The 17,145-nt window shown below is 70.3% G+C and carries 15 protein-coding genes, 1 tRNA gene and 1 pseudogene; 6 read left to right on the top strand and 11 right to left on the bottom strand.

Annotated elements, in window-relative coordinates:
- Window positions 1–11: 11 nt before the first annotated feature.
- Window positions 12–1,310 carry an MFS transporter gene (locus E0500_RS24990; RefSeq protein WP_165934959.1) on the bottom strand — a complete coding sequence of 433 codons (1,299 nt, stop codon included), beginning with the start codon at window positions 1,308–1,310 and terminating at the stop codon, window positions 12–14.
- Window positions 1,311–1,560: 250 nt separating this feature from the next.
- Here E0500_RS24990 and E0500_RS24985 point away from each other — a divergent pair, with 250 nt between their 5' ends.
- Window positions 1,561–2,544 carry a LacI family DNA-binding transcriptional regulator gene (locus tag E0500_RS24985; RefSeq protein WP_131562552.1) on the top strand — a complete coding sequence of 328 codons (984 nt, stop codon included), beginning with the start codon at window positions 1,561–1,563 and terminating at the stop codon, window positions 2,542–2,544.
- A 425-nt stretch (window positions 2,545–2,969) separates the two neighbouring features.
- Here the strand turns inward: E0500_RS24985 and E0500_RS24980 are convergent.
- The 4 genes and pseudogenes from E0500_RS24980 to E0500_RS24965 form a co-directional block, all read right to left on the bottom strand.
- A pseudogene (locus E0500_RS24980) lies at window positions 2,970–3,178 on the bottom strand (IS5/IS1182 family transposase); the annotation flags it as partial.
- A 416-nt stretch (window positions 3,179–3,594) separates the two neighbouring features.
- A complete protein-coding gene (locus E0500_RS24975) occupies window positions 3,595–3,975 on the bottom strand; it encodes a transposase family protein (protein ID WP_131562522.1) in 381 nt (126 codons plus the stop codon).
- An 86-nt stretch (window positions 3,976–4,061) separates the two neighbouring features.
- Window positions 4,062–5,573, bottom strand: coding sequence for a cell wall metabolism sensor histidine kinase WalK (locus tag E0500_RS24970; protein WP_131562524.1), 1,512 nt, complete (start codon window positions 5,571–5,573; stop codon window positions 4,062–4,064).
- A complete protein-coding gene (locus tag E0500_RS24965) occupies window positions 5,560–6,240 on the bottom strand; it encodes a response regulator transcription factor (RefSeq protein ID WP_131562554.1) in 681 nt (226 codons plus the stop codon). The genes E0500_RS24970 and E0500_RS24965 overlap by 14 nt, the downstream gene beginning before the upstream one ends.
- A gap of 128 nt (window positions 6,241–6,368) precedes the next feature.
- Here E0500_RS24965 and E0500_RS24960 point away from each other — a divergent pair, with 128 nt between their 5' ends.
- Complete coding sequence (locus E0500_RS24960) at window positions 6,369–7,898, top strand: glycosyltransferase family 39 protein (RefSeq protein ID WP_165934960.1); 1,530 nt, start codon at window positions 6,369–6,371, stop codon at window positions 7,896–7,898.
- Between the two features lie 436 nt (window positions 7,899–8,334).
- On the opposite strand, the gene E0500_RS24955 is transcribed toward E0500_RS24960, so the two are convergent.
- Together E0500_RS24955 and E0500_RS24950 are read right to left on the bottom strand one after the other, a co-directional pair.
- Window positions 8,335–8,997: a response regulator transcription factor gene (locus E0500_RS24955; RefSeq protein WP_131562526.1), complete on the bottom strand. Its 663-nt coding sequence runs from the start codon at window positions 8,995–8,997 to the stop codon at window positions 8,335–8,337.
- Between the two features lie 136 nt (window positions 8,998–9,133).
- Complete coding sequence (locus E0500_RS24950) at window positions 9,134–10,882, bottom strand: histidine kinase (RefSeq protein WP_131562558.1); 1,749 nt, start codon at window positions 10,880–10,882, stop codon at window positions 9,134–9,136.
- A gap of 247 nt (window positions 10,883–11,129) precedes the next feature.
- On the opposite strand from E0500_RS24950, the gene E0500_RS24945 reads away from it, so the two are divergent.
- Window positions 11,130–11,729, top strand: coding sequence for a hypothetical protein (locus E0500_RS24945; RefSeq protein WP_131562528.1), 600 nt, complete (start codon window positions 11,130–11,132; stop codon window positions 11,727–11,729).
- A gap of 342 nt (window positions 11,730–12,071) precedes the next feature.
- Here the strand turns inward: E0500_RS24945 and E0500_RS24940 are convergent.
- A tRNA-Pro gene (locus tag E0500_RS24940) sits at window positions 12,072–12,145 on the bottom strand.
- Between the two features lie 135 nt (window positions 12,146–12,280).
- Between E0500_RS24940 and E0500_RS24935 the strand changes: the two genes are divergently transcribed.
- On the top strand, window positions 12,281–12,808 hold the full coding sequence (locus tag E0500_RS24935; RefSeq protein ID WP_131562530.1) for a DUF309 domain-containing protein: 528 nt from the start codon (window positions 12,281–12,283) through the stop codon (window positions 12,806–12,808).
- Between the two features lie 90 nt (window positions 12,809–12,898).
- The gene (cobF, locus tag E0500_RS24930) at window positions 12,899–13,678 is read left to right on the top strand and encodes a precorrin-6A synthase (deacetylating) (RefSeq protein WP_131562532.1); all 780 of its coding nucleotides are present in this window, start codon (window positions 12,899–12,901) and stop codon (window positions 13,676–13,678) included.
- On the opposite strand, the gene E0500_RS24925 is transcribed toward cobF, so the two are convergent.
- Together E0500_RS24925 and E0500_RS24920 are read right to left on the bottom strand one after the other, a co-directional pair.
- Window positions 13,629–14,456, bottom strand: a complete 828-nt coding sequence (locus E0500_RS24925) for a cobalt-precorrin-6A reductase (protein WP_131562533.1) — start codon at window positions 14,454–14,456, stop codon at window positions 13,629–13,631. The two genes, cobF and E0500_RS24925, sit on opposite strands and share 50 nt — an antisense overlap.
- Window positions 14,457–14,544: 88 nt before the next feature.
- Window positions 14,545–15,318 carry a sulfite exporter TauE/SafE family protein gene (locus E0500_RS24920; protein ID WP_131562535.1) on the bottom strand — a complete coding sequence of 258 codons (774 nt, stop codon included), beginning with the start codon at window positions 15,316–15,318 and terminating at the stop codon, window positions 14,545–14,547.
- Between the two features lie 167 nt (window positions 15,319–15,485).
- Here E0500_RS24920 and E0500_RS24915 point away from each other — a divergent pair, with 167 nt between their 5' ends.
- Entirely contained in the window at window positions 15,486–16,295 is an 810-nt protein-coding gene (locus E0500_RS24915; protein ID WP_131562537.1) for an alpha/beta hydrolase, read from the top strand.
- Window positions 16,296–16,305: 10 nt separating this feature from the next.
- Here E0500_RS24915 and E0500_RS24910 read toward each other — a convergent pair whose 3' ends face one another.
- Window positions 16,306–17,076 carry a YqjF family protein gene (locus E0500_RS24910; protein WP_131562539.1) on the bottom strand — a complete coding sequence of 257 codons (771 nt, stop codon included), beginning with the start codon at window positions 17,074–17,076 and terminating at the stop codon, window positions 16,306–16,308.
- Between the last annotated feature and the right edge of the window lie 69 nt (window positions 17,077–17,145).

Genomic DNA, 17,145 nt, shown 5'->3' with positions numbered 1-17,145 from the left:
GACACAGGCTCTCAGCGCGCGGACGAGGCGGCGGCAGTCTCCCCGGCGACGGCGGCCGCCTCGGGGGCGTATTCGTCCGCCGTACGGAGCCGGGGCATCCAGACCAGCAGCACGACGGTCGAGACGACGGCGCACACGAAGATCCCGGTGAACACCACGCGGGGGCTCGAAGCCAGCAGGGACGGCACCACGAACGCGAGGATCGCCGCGACAACGCGGGCGAACGCCATGGTGACTCCCTGGGCCGTGCCGCGCAGCAAGGTGGGGATGAGTTCCTGCGACCACACCTTGTAGAGGGGTTCACCGGCGAGACTGCTGGCGAGACCGAAGAGGAAGACGAGGACCAGGATCGAGGCCCGGGACGGTCCGAGGAACGTCAGCGGAGCCCAGCTCACAAGGATGAGCACGGTGCCGATCACGGTCAGCGGCCGACGCCACCGTGTGTCGACAAGGGCCATGAACAGCGCACTCGCCAGGAGCGACAACACCAGGGCGATGAGGGCCAGACGCGAGATCGTCTCGACGTCGCCGCCCGCGAGCGTCGTCCAGATGTAGGTCTTGTACTGGCCGTTGATGCTCGCCCCGACATTCCAGGCCGCGTAGAAGATGCCGGTCGCGAGCACCGCGAAGACCACCGGGCGACGGAAGATCTGGCCGATGTTCCGGAACTGCACGGCGGGTGCCCCGGTCCTGCCGTCGCGGTCGGCGGCGCGCCTCGCGTCGAGCCACTCCTGGGATTCGGGGAGGCTGATACGCAGCAGAAGGACAAGGACCGCGATTCCCACCAGGCCCCAGAAGATGATGCGGGCTCCGGTGACGCCGAGGTGTCCGACGAAACTCACCACCAGCTGCACGGTGGCGATCCCCAGCGCCCACAGCAACGCCGAGAGGCTCACCATCCGGCCCTTACGCCTGGGCGGGGCGGCCTCGTTGGCGAGTGCCAGTGCGACGGGCAGGTCGGCGCCGATACCGAGACCGGTCAGGACCGCGCCGGGAATCAGCATCCACGGCGCCACCGCGGTTGCCAGCAGGACGGCGCCCACGGCGAACACGATCAAAGCAAGGGTCAGCACACGCCGTCGGCCGAACCGGTCGCCGAGCCGCCCGCCGAAGAGCGCACCGAGGGCGAAGGCGAACTGCTGGCACGCGAGCACCGTGCCGATCATCCCCGGAGTGAGCCCGAGCGGGCCGGCGTAGAGCACGCTGATCCCGATCCCGGACCCGACGAGGGCGGCGGAATCGAGGTAGGACGCCATGCCGGCGAGGATGGCCGTGCGCCACGGGCGTTGCGCCGGGACAGGGTGCGCCATAACGAACTCCTCATTGAGTCGAAACCTTAGTGGGTCGATCGATTCCCGCCACTTGTAGATCGATCTACACATGGCGGGAAACGATCGCTGTAGATCGGTCTACGATGCTCGGGGCGGGTCGGCCCCATGTCAATACCCGGCCCACGAAGAGAGGAGATGCCCATCGCCCTCTCGATAGGGTGGCAGCACGGTCCAGAAGCCGCGGTGCCGGCGAAGGGGAGGTGCTGTGAGGCCAGGTAAGGCCGTCACGATGATGGACGTCGCACGCGAGGCCGGGGTGTCACGCGCGGCGGTTTCCAAGGTCATCCGCGACGCCTACGGCGTGAGTCCCGACATGCGCAAGCGGGTCGAATCGGCCATCGAACGCCTCGGATACCGGCCGAGTGTCGCGGCACGGGCGATCCGCGGATCGAGCTTCACGATCGGGTTCGAACTCCACGAGATCGAGAACCCGGCGCTCAGCCGCATCCTGCGCGGAGCCGCCGAGGGGATCGAGGGAACCGGATACCGGCTGGTCATCGCTCCCGGCGACCCCGAGGGCCAGCATGCGATCGACGCGCTCGTCGACCTGCGGGTCGACGGCCTCGTCGCGATCGCCCCGCGCGCCACACCCGCTTGGCTGGAGAACCTGGCGTCGCGGATTCCCCTGGTGCTGGTGTCGCGGCACGACCCGTCGGTCAACTACGACACCGTCGCGGGCGGCGACGACGAAGGGGCACGCCTCGTGATGCGGCACCTCTTCGACCTGGGACACCGCAGCATCGCGCACCTCACACGGAGCGAGGAAGCCACGGCGCAGGAGGGAGGGGCGCTCGCGGTGAGACTGGGCGCCTACCTCGACGAGATGGCCCGAAACGGCCGGGAGTCCCACATCCAGGTGCTGCGGACGCTCTCGACGAGCGACGCCTACCACGCCACGGTCGGGCTGCTGGACTCGGCCGACGCGCCGACCGCGATCTTCGCCTCGCACGACGACCTCGCGTTCGAGGTACTTCGCGCGGTCAGGGAGCGCGGCCTGGACGCGAGCGACCTGTCCGTCGTGGGATACGACAACGTGCGCTTCGCAAGCCATCCCGGGCTCTCGCTCACGACGGTGGACCAGTCCGGCGACGACCTCGGCCGACGTGCCGTACGCCTGCTTCTCGAGCGGATCAACGGCCGCACCGCGGCGAAACACGAGGAGACCGAGCTGCGGCTGGTGGTACGCGGGTCGACCGCTCCCCCACGGCGCTGACACGTTCAGGGGCGAGGCTCACCCGCTGCCGAACACGGGCATCGAGCGTTCGGACCCGACCAGGTCTCGACAGACCCGCAGTGATCCTGCCCAGGTCCAAGAGCGGAATCTTCGCCGGCCTCCGAGTAAAGGTGCCGATGAGCGGCGGACTCAACCTCGAAGATCGGAAACGACCCATACGAAAAGGGCCCTCACAGGCTCTCGCCCGCGAAGACTCTTCGCACCGTCGGGACGACAGGATTTGAACCTGCGCCCCCTTGACCCTCAGGAGTGAGCGTCGAAGGTATTTTCTGAACATAGCGGACTTAACCAGGACGCAGGATGCGTACACAAGGCTCCTTCGTGCACCATCGCGCACACCGTGTGGTCCCGAGCTGGTCCCCACTCGCGGTCATAGCTCTGCGGCCAGACGCTTCGTGAAACGTGGGTACGCCGTGCCGCTCGCAGATCCGGATGACGCGGTGGGTGCGGGCCGCTGCCAGGTCGTGAGTGCGTCCCAGCAGCGCAGGCGAGATCCACAGCCCTGTGCCGACTCGTCTGTGACGACGCTGTCGCCGCCCCAGAGGCACTCGGCGAGGGTCCCGTCGAACAGCGCGAAGTCCGGGTCTGCCTCGCGCAGCACCTTGCACTGACCGCCTCTCATTCCAGCCCTGGGGCGCTTTCCCACTCTTCCTTGACCTTCACCACGACCGACGCCGCGAGGCAGATCCGTGCACCGAACACTGGTCCCCAGAGCTGGTCCCCAAGCCAACACCGCCGAGCCCTCATCCCAGTTGGAGGAGGAGACGCTTGCACATCGTCGACAGGACACCCACGACACACATCCAAGGGCCGCCGCCGGGTCAGGAGGCGGTTCGCCATGGCCGGTCACGGCGTGAGAGCTCGCGACCCTCCGCCTGAGCTCGCGGATGTTGTCCTGCCATGGCCAGGAATCACTGCTACACCACTGAGTTGCGTTCATCTTGAACGCGCAGGTCATGGGGGTGGCATGAGTGGGTGAGGTCATGCTCGTGCTGGTCGGCGGCGGCTGTCTGCGGTGAAGATCGTCGGTCAGCGGGCGATCCCGTGCCGGTTGAGGACCATCAGCGCGCGGACGAGCCGGGTGGCCCACTTGACGTCGAGGCGGAGCCGGGTCAGTACGCGCCAGTTCTTCAGGTGTGCGAAGGCGTGTTCGCAGACGGCTCGTTCTGCGGCGATCAGCTGGTTGACCTGCTTCTTCGCGGGCGGGAGCTTCTTGCCCTTGGGCTTCTTGTAGCCGGTGATGACCGCCGGGTCGCTGCTGTCGTCGCCACCACCGTCGAGGCCGACGAAGCCGAGGTCGGCGATCGCGGCGAGGCCGGCCGCGCGGAGTCGGCCGACCTCGGCAGGCGGTGATCTCCGAGCCGCGCGTGGGTCGGGCGGTGGAGGTCCACAGCAGCCGCCCCTTGACATCGGTCAGGGCGATGACCGGCAGCCCGTGCCGTTTGTGCTTGGCCGGCCGGCTCATCGGGTGGCCGGTGCGGCCGCGGTGAAGCGCGTCATTTCTCGGCTGGGGCGGGGGCTCGGGGAAGGCGTAGCTGGAAGCATGCTCCGAGGGTCCGGGGGGTGAGGGTGAGGGTGCCTCGGTGGCGGTGGGCCAGGTCGCGTGCGATGGCGAGGCCCAGGCCGGTGCCGCCGTGGTCGCGGGAGCGGGCGTCGTCGAGCCGGACGAAGCGTTCGAAGATGCGCTCGGCGTCCTCGGTGGGTACGCCCGGTCCGTCGTCGTGCACCGTGAGGACGACCCAGGCGTCCTGGTTTCGGATGGTGATCTGGATGCGGTGTGCGGCGTGGCGGGCGGCGTTGTCGATGAGGTTGCGCAGCAGCCGTTCGTATTCGTCGGGGTTTCCGTGTACGTGTGCTGGGGCGGTGCTGTCGCAGGTGAGGGTCAACGGTCGTTCGGTGAGGGGGTATTGCTCGGTCAGCCGGGAGGCGAGGGCTGTCAGGTCGACGGTGTCGGGGCCGGTGGTGGGGGTGCGGGTGTCGAGGCGGGCGAGGAGCAGCAGGTCTTCGGCGAGGGCCTGGAGGCGGCGGGTCTGTCGTGCGGCGGTGGTGGCCGCGGCGGGCCAGTCGGTGCGTTCCGGGTAGGCGAGTGCGACCTCCAGGCTGGCCAGGAGTGTGGTGAGGGGGCTGCGGAGTTCGTGGGCGGCGTCCGCGACGAAGCGGCGTTGCCGGGCGGCGGCGTTGTCGAGGCGCTGGAGGGTGGTGTTGATGGTGGTGGCCAGGGCGGTGATCTCGTGTCCCGTGGCGGGGACGGTGACGCGTTCGCGGGGGTCGCTCGCGGTGACGGAGGCGGTGAGGACGCGGATGGCTTCGACCGGCCGCAGCGCGATACGGACGGCGAAGTAGGCGACGGCGGCGATCAGTACGAGGCCCACGAGCCCGGCCCGCAGCAGCAGGCGGTCGGTGGCCTCGGTGATCGCCTCGGCGATGTCCTCGCCTGCGTGCGGGAGCACCACCGCGTAGACCCGCAGTTGGGCGTCGGGGGCGACACCCAAAGCGGCGGCTCTGTCGGCGCTCAGCTCATCGGCCCTGACATCGTCGTACATGACCAGGTAGGTCCCACCGTCCTTGCCGAACAGGTCCCAGGGCTTGGAGTCGGGGCGCGCCGGTATGCGCATGGGACGGGTCGTGTAGCCCCAGACCGCCCCGTCGTCCGGTGGGGCGGGCAACTCGGCCTTCGGTGGGGCGGGCAGCACATGGCGGGTGCCGGGATCGAACTCCTCCATGCCTCCGCCGTAGGCGACGGCGGCGTGGCGGCCGGTCGCGACGACCTCGTACGGCACGGGGCTTCGGCGAACGGGAACCACACCCTCCTCCAGCTGATCGACGAGAGCCAGGAGCTGTTCCTGCGCCTGCTCTTCGGCGATCCGCGTGCTCTCGCGGTAGACGTCGCGGTGTATCCACCAGCCGATGCCCACCAGGATGACGGCGGCGGCCGAGGCTGCGGCCAGGGCCGTGCGGGCCCGTACCGAACGCGGCCACCAGCGGCGTCGCGGCTCAGTCGCGTTCACGGTCGTCCACCAGCCGGTAGCCGGTACCCCGTACGGTCTGCAGGGACCGTCGGCCGAACGCGGAGTCCACCTTCTTGCGCAGTGCGCTGACGCGCGCCTCCACCAGGTTGGGGTCCAGGGCTTCGTCGGGCCACGCGTGATACAGCAGATCCGCTTTGGAGACCGCCTGGCCCGCCCGGCGGGCCAGCAGCTCCAGCACGGCGAACTCCCTGGGCGTGAGTTCCACCCGGGCCCCGGCCCGGCGGCAGACCCGGCCGGCGACGTCCAACGAGAGGTCGCCCACGGCGAGGACGGGCGGGGCGACCGTGACGGCTCGTCTGACCAGGGCCCGCAGCCGTGCGACGAGCACCAGGTAGGAGAAGGGTTTGGCCAGGTAGTCGTCGGCCCCCGTGTCCAGGGCCTCTGCCTGGTCCCAGTCCCCGTCCTTGGCGGTGAGCACCAGGATGGGGGTCGCGTTGCCCTCCCGGCGCAACTGGGCGCAGACCTTGTAGCCGTTGAGTCCGGGCAGCATCAAGTCCAGTACGACCAGGGCGTATTCGCCGGACCTGGCCATCCACAGTCCCTGCCGGCCGTCGTGGGCGAGGTCGACGCTGTAGCCCTCGGCGGTCAGACCGGTGTGCAGGGTCTGGGCAAGGTCCACCTCGTCTTCGACCACCAGGATGCGCATGCGGTGCAGCCTCGCACAGCGCCGGCGCGCCTTCCTGATCAGCCGGTCAGGTTGGGTCAGCATCCGGTCAACGAGGTCCGGGCACGCTGGCGGAGTTTCTTCGCCACTGCTGAAAGGCCCTGTCGCCGATGTACCTTGATGAACGTGCCCCCGCCGTGGCCAGGACGGTTTCCCCTCCCGTACCCGCCCGTCGACGATCACCGAGCCCGGCCAAAGCCGTTGTCGTCATCGCGCCCTTGTCGCTGACCGTCGCTCTGGGGCTCTGGGGTATCCGCAGGAAGAACACCATGTGGGGGGACGAGTCCGTCACCTATCAGCTCGCGCACCGCGATCTTTCGCAGATATGGCTCACCGCCCAGCATGTTGATCTGGTCCATGCCCTCTACTACGCCGTGATGCATGAGATCTTCGGTCTCTTCGGCGGAGGGCTGCTGACGTTGCGGCTGCCGTCCGTGCTGGCGATGTCCGTGGCGGCGAGCGGAGTCGGGCTTCTGGGGCTACGCCTGGCGGGACCCCGTGCCGGGCTGCTGGCCGGGCTGGTGTTCGCGCTCCTTCCCCAGGTACAGAAGTACGCGCAGGAAGGCCGCTCGTATGCCATGGTCTGTGCCCTGGTCACCTGGGCCACCTATGCGCTCGTGATCAGCGTCCCGCATCGCGCCCGGTGGCGGTGGGCGGTCTATGGCTCCACCATGCTGCTGGCCTGTCTGCTCCATGAGTTCGCGGTCCTCGCCCTGGTCGCACACGGCGTCACACTGGTCGTCTCCCGTGTTCCACGACCGGTGCTGAAGGCGTGGAGCGTGACTGCCGCGGGCGTTGTGGCCGGGCTGTTGCCGCTGGCGATCCGTAGTGCGGGACAGTCGGGGCAGCTGTCCTGGATCGACGGACCGGTGCGGCTTCCTGGTTTCCTGGCCATGGCGGTCGTGGGCGTGGCGTGTGCCCTGGCACCCCTGGGGGCCAGAGGGCCCGTGCGGCTCTCCGTGCTGGCTGTACCGATTGTTGCGCTTCCGGGCCTTCTGCTGCTGATCGCCTCACTGGTCAAGCCCCTTTTCGTCGACCGGTATGTGCTCTACAGCAGTATCGGAATCGCCTTGCTGCTGGGCGCCTGGATGGATTACTTCCACCGGCTTCAGCGGTCTTCCCTCAACGCGTTGATCGCGGCGGTTGCCGTACTGGCCGCGCTCGTCCCGCCGAGCCTTTCGCTGAGGACGCCCCAGAGCCGGAGCAATGACGTCACCGCCATCGGCGCCGCCGTACGCAAGGAAGGCCGTCCCGGCGACGGGCTGCTCTATCTCTCCGGCCAGCACCGGATCTTGACCGCGGCCAACCCCGAGGACACCCGTTTTCTGACAGATCTCGCCCTGGCACAGGATCCCGTTTCGTCGAACACACTTGCAGGTGTCGAGCTTCCCGCCCAGGACATAGCGGCACGCATGCTGGAATTCGACCGGATCGTCGCGGTCCGTGCGGCGGGTGCGCACTCGGCGACCAACCCGCAGGAGGAAGCGAAAACAAGCACCCTGCGGCGCCATTTCCGCGAGTACGGAACAACCCATGTCAACGGGGCGCGAGTCACCGTCTATGTCCGAGACCACGCCCCGAGTCCGAAGGCCGGTCCTGGATCCAACAGCCCGGGAGCGAGCGGTGGCGTGATGAGGTGACGGCGGTGGTGCCGGCCCGGTCGGCACCACCGCCGTCACGCTGTCTCGACCCGGAAGCACCGGACCTTGACGTGCCGGTCGCTGCTGCCGTGGGAGGCTGCGGCTGTTCTCCGACGCTGCCCAACTCATCGCGACCGCACGCCAACGCCGCCTGCGATTTGCCCGCCACTGGCCATGGACGGAAGAGATCACCAACACGATCAGTCGGCTCGGCACCTTCCCGGACCCAGGCTGACCGACAACAGCCCGGGGAAGATCCGGGACGTCGGGGATGTCGGGGATGTCGATCTCCTCGAACCCCGACGAGCAGCACATTCATGTGCACAACAGCCGGGGAAGGCCGGATATTCCGTGGGCGGGAACGCGGGAAGCAGCCGCCCCGGAGCCCGTCGTCCGGATCTGCGGAGAACGCGGGCACCGTATCGGCCCCTGAAGTTCACCCCCCGCCCGGGTGCACTCCGGCGTCACGGGCGAGCAGCGCCGCCTGTACCCGGTTTTCGCACTCGAGCTTGGTCAGGATGCGGCTCACATAGGTCTTCACGGTGGCTTCGCTCATATGCAGCCGCCCGCCCGCGTCCGCGTTGGAGAGTCCCTCGCCGAGCAGCGCGAGCACGTCGCGCTCCCGGGCCGACAGCCGGCCGACACGCTGTCTGGCCTCATCCGCGCGGGTGGTGGCCCCGGGGGAGGCGAGGGCGTCCACCACGTGGCGGGTGGCCGCGGGCGAGAGATAGGCGTTCCCGGCCGCCGCCGCCCGCACCGCGTGGATCAGCTCGTCGGGCGCGGAGTCCTTGAGCAAGAAGCCGGCGCCGCCGTGGCCGAGCGCACGCAGGACGTTGTCCCGCTCGCCGAACGTGGTGAGGATCAGCACCCGCACGTCCGGCGCGGCACGGCGCAGCTCGCTCAGGGCCGTCAGTCCGTCCATCACCGGCATCTGGATGTCCAGCAGGGCCACGTCCACGACGGTGCCCCGGGCGGTCTCCACCGCCTCACGGCCGTTCCCCGCCTCGGCCACGACGTCGATGTCGGCGGCCGAGGTGAGGATCATCCTGATGCCGGCCCGGATGAGCGGCTCGTCGTCGGCGACGAGGACCCGGATCACACAGCCTCCTGCGGGGTGTCGGTCGTGGAGCGGACGGCGTGGCCCCGCCATCATGCCCTGACCCGACCGGGTGCTTCCCGCCGAGGTCCGGCGGTACCGCGCTGCCTCGCGGCGAGCGGCGGGGCGGCGTACCGGGTCACGTCGCCTGGTAGGTGTCCTTCGCGACCAGCTTCCCGTCACGGAAGCAGAACCGGAAGACGGTCATGGAGTCGAGGTTGTCGTCCTCGTCGGAGGCGAAGTAACGGCAGGTCGCGCCCTCGGGCAGCTCCGGACCCTGGTCCGACAGATCCGATGTCAGCCACGAGTCCCCGTCAGGGAGTTTGTCCTGTACATCGGCCTCCGCGTCGCCGATCTTCACCGACTCGTACACGCTCGGCGATATCTCGGCCTTCTTCATCTCCTTCATCACCTCCTTCGTCCCCCATGTCCCCAGGGCGACGATGCCCCCGACGAGAACGACAGCAATGGCGGCGCAGCCGATGGCCACATTCTTCTTGTTGGTCATGGCGGTGGTGAACTCCGTTGGCGGATCGATGTAGTTGATGACCGCTCCACGGTCGCCGGCCGCGCCCCTCCTCATCTGCCCCCCAAAGTCGCTCCCGGGACCGACGGAGGTCGCGCCGTCCGGGCCCGGCCCCGGCTCGCCGTCCCCGGTGCCGTACGGCAGCAGGCCCGCGACACGGAACCCGCCGTCCGCAGTGGGACCGGTGTGCACCATGCCGCCGACGAGCCGGGCCCGTTCCCCCAGGCCCCTCAGTCCCTGGCCGCCGCTGACCGCGGCCGGGGCCGGTGCGGCCGCGGCCGGTACGGGCCCGTTGGCGACCTCCACCACCAGGCTGTCCGGCTCGTAGCGCAGGGCCACGCTGATCGGGGCGCCCGGCGCGTGCTTGTGGGCGTTGGTCAGGCCTTCCTGCGCTATGCGGTACGCCGCATGCTCGACGGCGGGGACCAGCGGCCGGGGGACGCCCTCACGGTGCAGCTCCACGGTCACGCCCGCGGCCCGGGAGGACTCGACCAGAGCGTCGACGGAGGCGGCCGGCCGGGAGACAGGACGCCCGTCGGCCGGGCCGGCGGGCGGGTCACGCTCGTCCCGCTCGTCCTGGTCCTCACGGAGGATCCCGACGGCCTCGCGCAGTTCGCCCATCGCGGCCACGGAGGCGTCCCGCAGGATCCGTACCCCTTCCCGCTGGCGCCCGGTCAGCTCCGGGTCGACCTGCAGGGCACCCGAGTGCACCGAGATCAGGGCGAGTTGGTGGCCGAGGCTGTCGTGCATGTCCCTGGCTATCCGGTGGCGCTCCAGCAGCCGCGCCTCCCGTGCCACCATCGCCTGCTCCCGTACGAGCTGGGCGTTGTTGCTCCGCAGCGCATCGAGCAGCGCGCGGCGCTGGGCCCGGTAGCGGGCGGCCAGCCCCGGCACGCTCGCCAGCGCCAGGAACACCCCGGCGCTCACCGCGCCCGTGGTGACCGGCGACAAGGCGGAGCCGGCGGTGATCTCGTCATGGGCGATCAGCGCCGTATGGGCCACGAGCGCGGTGGCGTACGCGATGGCCACGCGCCAGGGTTTCACGATGCGGCTGCCCGCCGACCAACTCGCGTAGACGAGCAGCGGAACCGCGGCGATCAGTCCCCCCGCCGCGGCTGAGGAGAGGACCAGCACCGTCGCCGGCAGGGCGCGCCGGGTCAGTGACAGCAGGGCGACGCCCGTGACGACGGCGAAGGTCCGGGCACCGAACCCGGCCCCCACGGCATCGGCCAGCCCCGCGATCCCGGCGAGGGCGACGGTGAGCACGGCCTCCCCGGCGATCCGGGAGCGGCTCCAGGGGGACGCGGCGGCAAGCCGGGTCAGGAACGACCGGGCGGTACGGGGGGTGTCTGCTTCTTCCACTTCCACGGACCGACGATAGGCAACGAGCGGGAGCGCCCGCGTCGTCCGCCCGTCGTACGGGCGGACGACGAAAGTTGACAACCCTGGCCAGGACGGCGGCCGTTCGGGGGTCCGGTGCCGTCACCGTCGGTCGTTCCGGACCGCGACTTCCGGGAACTGCGCCGGGCCGGCCGCCACGGTGACGATGGACCGGTCGAGCTGGATGTCCGGCAGGCGGACACGAGAAGAAGACAACAGGAGACGTCACATGGACAGCGCGCACGTACAGGCACACGAGCGGTTCACCATCCGGCAGAAGATGACCCTCATGACCAAGGAGTACGTGGTGACCGCGGTCCGGCCGGACGGCTCCGAGGGCGAGGTCGTCGCCTTCGCCCACCAGAAGCGGATGACGCTCAGCGAACAGATGACCTTCTACACCGGCGAGTCCAAGGAGCACGTCCTGTGCGCATTCGAGGCCCGTGAGCTGCTCGACCCCGAAGCCGGGTACGACGTGCGGGACGCTGCGGGCCGGACCATCGGGTCCTTCCGCAACGAAGCCGTCGCCTCCCTCCTCCGCTCGACCTGGAGCATGCGGCAGCCGGGCACGGTGGATCTCACCGGCCGCGAGCGCAACCGGGTGGTGGCCGGGGTACGCCGGGCCTGGGAATGGCTGCCGTTCACGGATTTCGTACCGTTCCTCTGGCCGTACCACTTCGATTTCACCGAGGGCGGCAAGCGGCTGATGGCGGTCGACAAGAAGTTCGGGCTGCGGGACCGGTACGTGCTCGACATCCTCGCCCCCGGCCTCGACCGCCGCCTCGCCATCGCGCAGGCGGTGGCGCTGGACGCGCTGGAGGAGCGCTGACGCTCCTGCCAGCCACGTGACCGCACCGCGCACTCCCTCCGGCGTGGCGGTGCTGGACGCATGAGGCCACGACCGGCGACATCCGCAGCGGCAGCAGAAGGAGTATCGGCGGTCACTCCAGTGAACGTGACCCGCCACCGGCATCTGTCCGGGACGCCCCAGAAAGCCACAGGTCAGACCATGTACCCGCGCCACCGGCCTGCCAACTGTGGCGCACCTTGACCGGGTCAAGGTGCGCCACAGCCCCGTCAAGCGCGCTGGTCCCCAAGCGGTCCCCAAGAATGATCAAGGGGCTGCTTCAGATGTCCTCTGAAACAGCCCATGACCTGCGACTTCGTAAAGTCGGGACGACAGGATTTGAACCTGCGACCCCTTGACCCCCAGTCAAGTGCGCTACCAAGCTGCGCCACGTCCCGATGCGTTTCCGCGGGTGGCCCGCGTGATCACGCGATGAGAACTTTACCGCACGCCGGGAGCCGCCTCGACGGGGGACGTGGGCGGGGGAGAATCGACTCATGAGCGGGACGCGACGCACAAATGAGACAGAGCGGATGAGTGGCGCATCGGAGGGCCGGGCCGCCGAGAGGCGTGACCGGGACGCGCAGGGGCGGGCGCGGAACGCTCGGCCGCGGGACGGGCTGGGGCGGCCCCTGCCGTACGGCGCGGACGGCGTGGAGCGGCAGCCGGAGGGCGTCGTACGCGGCCCCCAGGACACCGTCGCCGAGGCTCAGGCGCTGCTCGACGCGGGCAAGCCGTTCCATGCGCACGAGGTCTTCGAGGACGCCTGGAAGTCGCGGCCCGACGACGAACGGGGCCTGTGGCGCGGGCTCGCCCAGCTCGCGGTGGGCCTCACGCACGCCGCTCGGGGGAACGTGACGGGCGGGGCGCGGTTGCTGCGGCGTGGGGCCGGGGCGGTTGAGGAGTGGGCGGCCGTGGCCGGGGAGCCGCGTCCGTACGGGATCGATGTGTCGGAACTCGGCGCCTGGGCACGGGAGTTGGCCAGGTTCGTGGAGCGCGACGGGGCGGTGGTGGACGCCGGGGAGTCGGCGCCGCGCTTGCGTGGGGGCGGGGCGGCGTAAGGGTGTCGGAGGTGCTGTCGGAGGTGGGCGCAAGGACCGTTGCCGGGGGCTTGGAGCGGGACTGTCAGTGCGGTGCGGCAGACTCGGGGTGTGCGAAAGATACATGTCATCGGCATCGGGGCGGGCGACCCCGACCAGCTGACCCTGCAGGCGGTCAAGGCGCTGAGGAGCACGGACGTGTTCTTCATCCTGGACAAGGGCGAGGTGAAGTCGGACCTCGTCCAGCTACGCCGTGACATCCTCGACGCGCACATACCGGAGGGGACGTACCGGCTGGTCGAGGCGCGCGACCCGGAGCGGGACCGCAGCGCCGGCGGTGCCGCGTACTCCCCCGCCGTCGGCGACTGGCGCAGTGCCCGCGCCGGAATCTACGAGCGGCTCATCGCCGAGGAGTTGGGCGAGGACGAGAGCGGTGCGTTCCTGGTGTGGGGCGATCCCGCGTTGTACGACAGCACGCTCGGGATCCTGGACGAGGTCCTGAGCCGTGGTGCCGTGACCTTCGAGTACGACGTCGTGCCCGGTATCAGCAGCGTGTCCGCCCTGGTGGCACGGCACCGCACAGGGCTGAACCGGGTGGCCCGGCCCGTCCAGATCACCACGGGGCGTCGGCTCGCCGAGGGGTTCCCCGAGGACGTCGACGACGTCGTGGTCATGCTCGACGCCCACCAGGTCTTCCGGCAGTACGCAGACGAGGACATCGACATCTACTGGGGCGCCTACATAGGCACCCCGGACGAAATCCTTGCCTCCGGCCCCCTCGCCTCCACGGCTCCCCGAATCGAGCGCCTCCGCGCCGAGGCCCGCGAGCGCAAGGGCTGGATCATGGACACGTATCTGCTGCGCAGGCATCCGCGGGGGCAGGGCGGCTGAGGCCCAGCCAGGACAGAGCCTGCGGTACGTCCGGTACCGCGGTCACGCCCGGCGGCAGTGGTGGCCGCCGTACGACGACGACCGGCAGCCCGAGGTCGCGGGCGGCCACGAGCTTCGCGGCCGTGGCCTCTCCCCCGCTGTCCTTGGTGACGAGGACGTCGATGCGGTGCTCACTCAGCAGTGCACTCTCGCCGTCGACCGTGAACGGGCCTCGCGCCAGCAGCACCTCGATGTGGCGTGGAAGCGGAAGCTCGGGGGCTTCCACGGACCGTACGAGGAAATACGTCTGGGCCAGGTCGGCGAAAGCCGCGAGGCCCAGACGGCCGGTGGTGAGGAAGACGCGGTGGCCGAGGGAGGGCAGGAGCGCGGCGGCCTCGGGGAGGGAGTCCACCGGGTGCCAGCGGTCGCCGGGGCCGGGGCGCCAGCCGGGGCGGCGCAGGACCACGGCCGGTACGCCGGTCGCCGCCGCGGCGCGCGCCGCGTTCGCAGTGATGGCGGTGGCGAAGGGGTGCGTGGCGTCGACGACCGCGTCGGCCTCGTGCTCGCGCAGCCAGGCCGCCAGGCCCTCCGCCCCGCCGAACCCCCCGATCCGTACGTCACCGGCCTGTGCCTCGGGGCGCGACACCCGTCCGGCGAGGGACGTGGTCACGCGGACGCCGGGGCGCGTCGCGAGCGATACCGCGAGTTCACGCGCCTCGGTGGTGCCGCCAAGGACGAGGACGTGGAAGCCCTGGAGGCCCTTCCGGGCGGGCGGGCGGAGGTGGTGGTGCGGGGACATGGTGTCGAGCGTACGAGTCCGTCGGCGGGCAGCACCCGCGCGTCCCTCGACGGGGAGTCCGGCGGAAGGGCAGCATCGCCCCCGCCCGTCAGCGGATCAGGAGTTGCACTCCGCCCACCACCGTCGCCGCGATGACGAGTCGCTCGAAGAGGCGCTGGTTGATGCGGTTCACGGCCCACCTGCCGAGGAGCGCTCCCGGCAGGACGAACGCGGCGAGGGCCGCGTCGAGGAGGAGCGAGGGTCCGTCGATGAGGCCGAGGCCGACGCTGAAGGGCACCTTGGACACGTTGACGATGAGGAAGAAGAAGGCGGACGTGCCCAGGAAGCCGAGTTTCCGGAAGCCGGCCGAGAGCAGGTACATCGACATCACGGGGCCGCCCGCGTTGGCGACCATCGTGGTGAAGCCGCCGAGGACGCCGTACGAGCGGGCCTTGACGCGGCCCGCCCGCGTGGTCACCGCTTCGGGGTCGTCCTCCTTCTCGGCGGTGCGGCGGCGCCACACCGTGACCGCGGCCATCATCAGCAGGATCGCGCCGATCGAGGTCCGGACGATCCCGTCGTCCGCCCACATCAGGAACACCGTGCCGAGGACGACGCCCGCGGCGACGGCGGGGAACAGCCGCCAGAGGGTGGGCCAGTGGGCGTGCCGCCGGTAGGTCAGCACGGCGAGTACGTCCCCGACGATCAGTATCGGCAGCAGGACGCCCGTCGACGCCCGGGCGGGCAGAACGGCCGCGAAGATCGCGAGGCTGACCGTGTTGGCCCCGCTGACGGCCGTCTTCGAGAAGCCCACGAGCAGGGCCGCGAAGGCGAGCGCGGCGAATTCGGGCAGGGATATGTGCCAGAGCGTCATCGTGTTCATGCGGGGACCGATGCTAGGCCCACCCATCTCGACGCGACAGGACCGTCTCGACAGGTGGCCTTCCCGGCGTCGGAATCGGGCCGCCCGGTCCGTCACGCCCCGTGGACCGCCGCCCGGCCGGCTGGGAAGATCGCCCGGGAACCTTCACCGACGCAGTTGGAGGAGACATGGCCGACGCGCGCGAACACACCGTCACCGGGACCAGGGGAAGCGTCGTCGCACGTGAGTGGCCACACGAACGGCCGCGGTACGTGGCCCTGCTGGTGCACGGCTACGGGGAGCACATCGGCCGGTACGCGTACGTCGCCGACGTGCTCACCGCTCACGGTGCCGCCGTGTTCGGGCCCGACCACATGGGGCACGGGAAGTCGGCGGGCGAGAGGGTGCTGATCGAGGACTTCGAGGACGTGGTCACCGACCTGCACTCGGTGGAGGAGCTGGCCCGGGCCACGTACCCCGGAGTGCCGGTCGTGCTGATCGGCCATTCCATGGGCGGGCTCATCGCGGCGCGGTACGCCCAGCGGTACGGTGCCGGGCTCGCCGCACTCGTCCTGTCCGGACCGGTGCTCGGCACCTGGGAACTGCCCCGCACGCTGCTCGCGTACGACGAGCTGCCGGACGTGCCGATCGACACCGCCCTGCTGTCCCGGGACCCGGAGGTCGGTGCCGTGTACGCGGCCGATCCGCTGGTGTGGCACGGCCCGTTCAAGCGGCCGACGCTGGAGGCGATCCTCCGCACCCTGGAGACGATCTCCAAGAGCGGCGACATCGGTCCGCTCCCCCTGCTGTGGGTGCACGGCGATGACGACCGGATCATGCCGCTGCCGGGGAGCCGTACGGGCATCGAGGATCTGCGGGGCTCCGACTGGGCCGAGCGCGTCTATCCGGGTGCCCGGCACGAGGTGTTCAACGAGACGAACAAGGACGAGGTCCTGGCGGACGTGACCGGGTTCGTGGATCGCGTCGTGGCGAGCTGAATCAGGGGAATCAGGGGGCCTTTCTGCCGGTCACCGGTGGGGCGGTGACGGCGGAGGGCGTGCCGAAGCGGACGGTGACGCCCGGCGAGTAGAGCACGCTGACCGGTGGCTCCGTCATGGGCGGCAGTCCGGCGGCGGTGAGCAGGTCCCCGTCCAGGTCGAGCAGTTCGGCCCGGTGCAGCGGCCATGGCTCGTGCTCGTTCGGCAGGTGGACCGTGTGGCCGTGCCAGGGGACGTGCAGGCCCCAACGGGCGGTGAGGAAGCGTTCCAGCGCCGTGGGCCGCGCTATGGGCCCACCTGTCCTCACCACGGTGCGGCTCGTCGGTCCCGGGCTGCGACCCGTGGTCCGTCGTCGACGGCTGGTGTAGGTGAGCACGTCGTGCTCGCGGCGCAGTCGCATCCTCGACCATGTGTAGGGCAGGCGTACGCCGAGCCGGCCCACCAGGGCGGGGATGAGCCGGGCCGCGTCCAGGGAGCGGAACACGACGCCGCGCCGTCCGTGGTCGTCGACCGAGTACAGCCGTACGTTCGTCTCGCAGAACGTTCCGAGGTACGGCATGCCGGGGCCCGGTCCCAGGCCCACGCCGCGCATCAGGAAGGGGACCAGGCCGACGTAGGTGACCCCGTCGAGGGTGTCCGGGCGGGTGCCGGGCGGCAGGAGCCCGGCCACCCGGTCGGGGTCCACCGGCCAGTGCAGGAAGGTCAGTTCGTGCCAGCCCTGTACGAGGGTCGGCCGCCGTACGGGCCGCGGCGTGGACAGGGTGATCGGCTCGGTCTCCATGGCCCCACCTTGTAGCACGGCCGCCTCGCCGGGGATTTCGCCGGGGTTTTCGGCGGGGTTCTCGCCGAG

Origin of the sequence: Streptomyces sp. KM273126 (assembly GCF_004337435.2) — a bacterium.
Classification (GTDB): Bacteria; Actinomycetota; Actinomycetes; order Streptomycetales; family Streptomycetaceae; genus Streptomyces; species Streptomyces acidicola.
The sequence above is the reverse complement of the archived record's forward strand: the minus strand, read 5'-3'. Positions and strand labels throughout refer to the sequence as shown.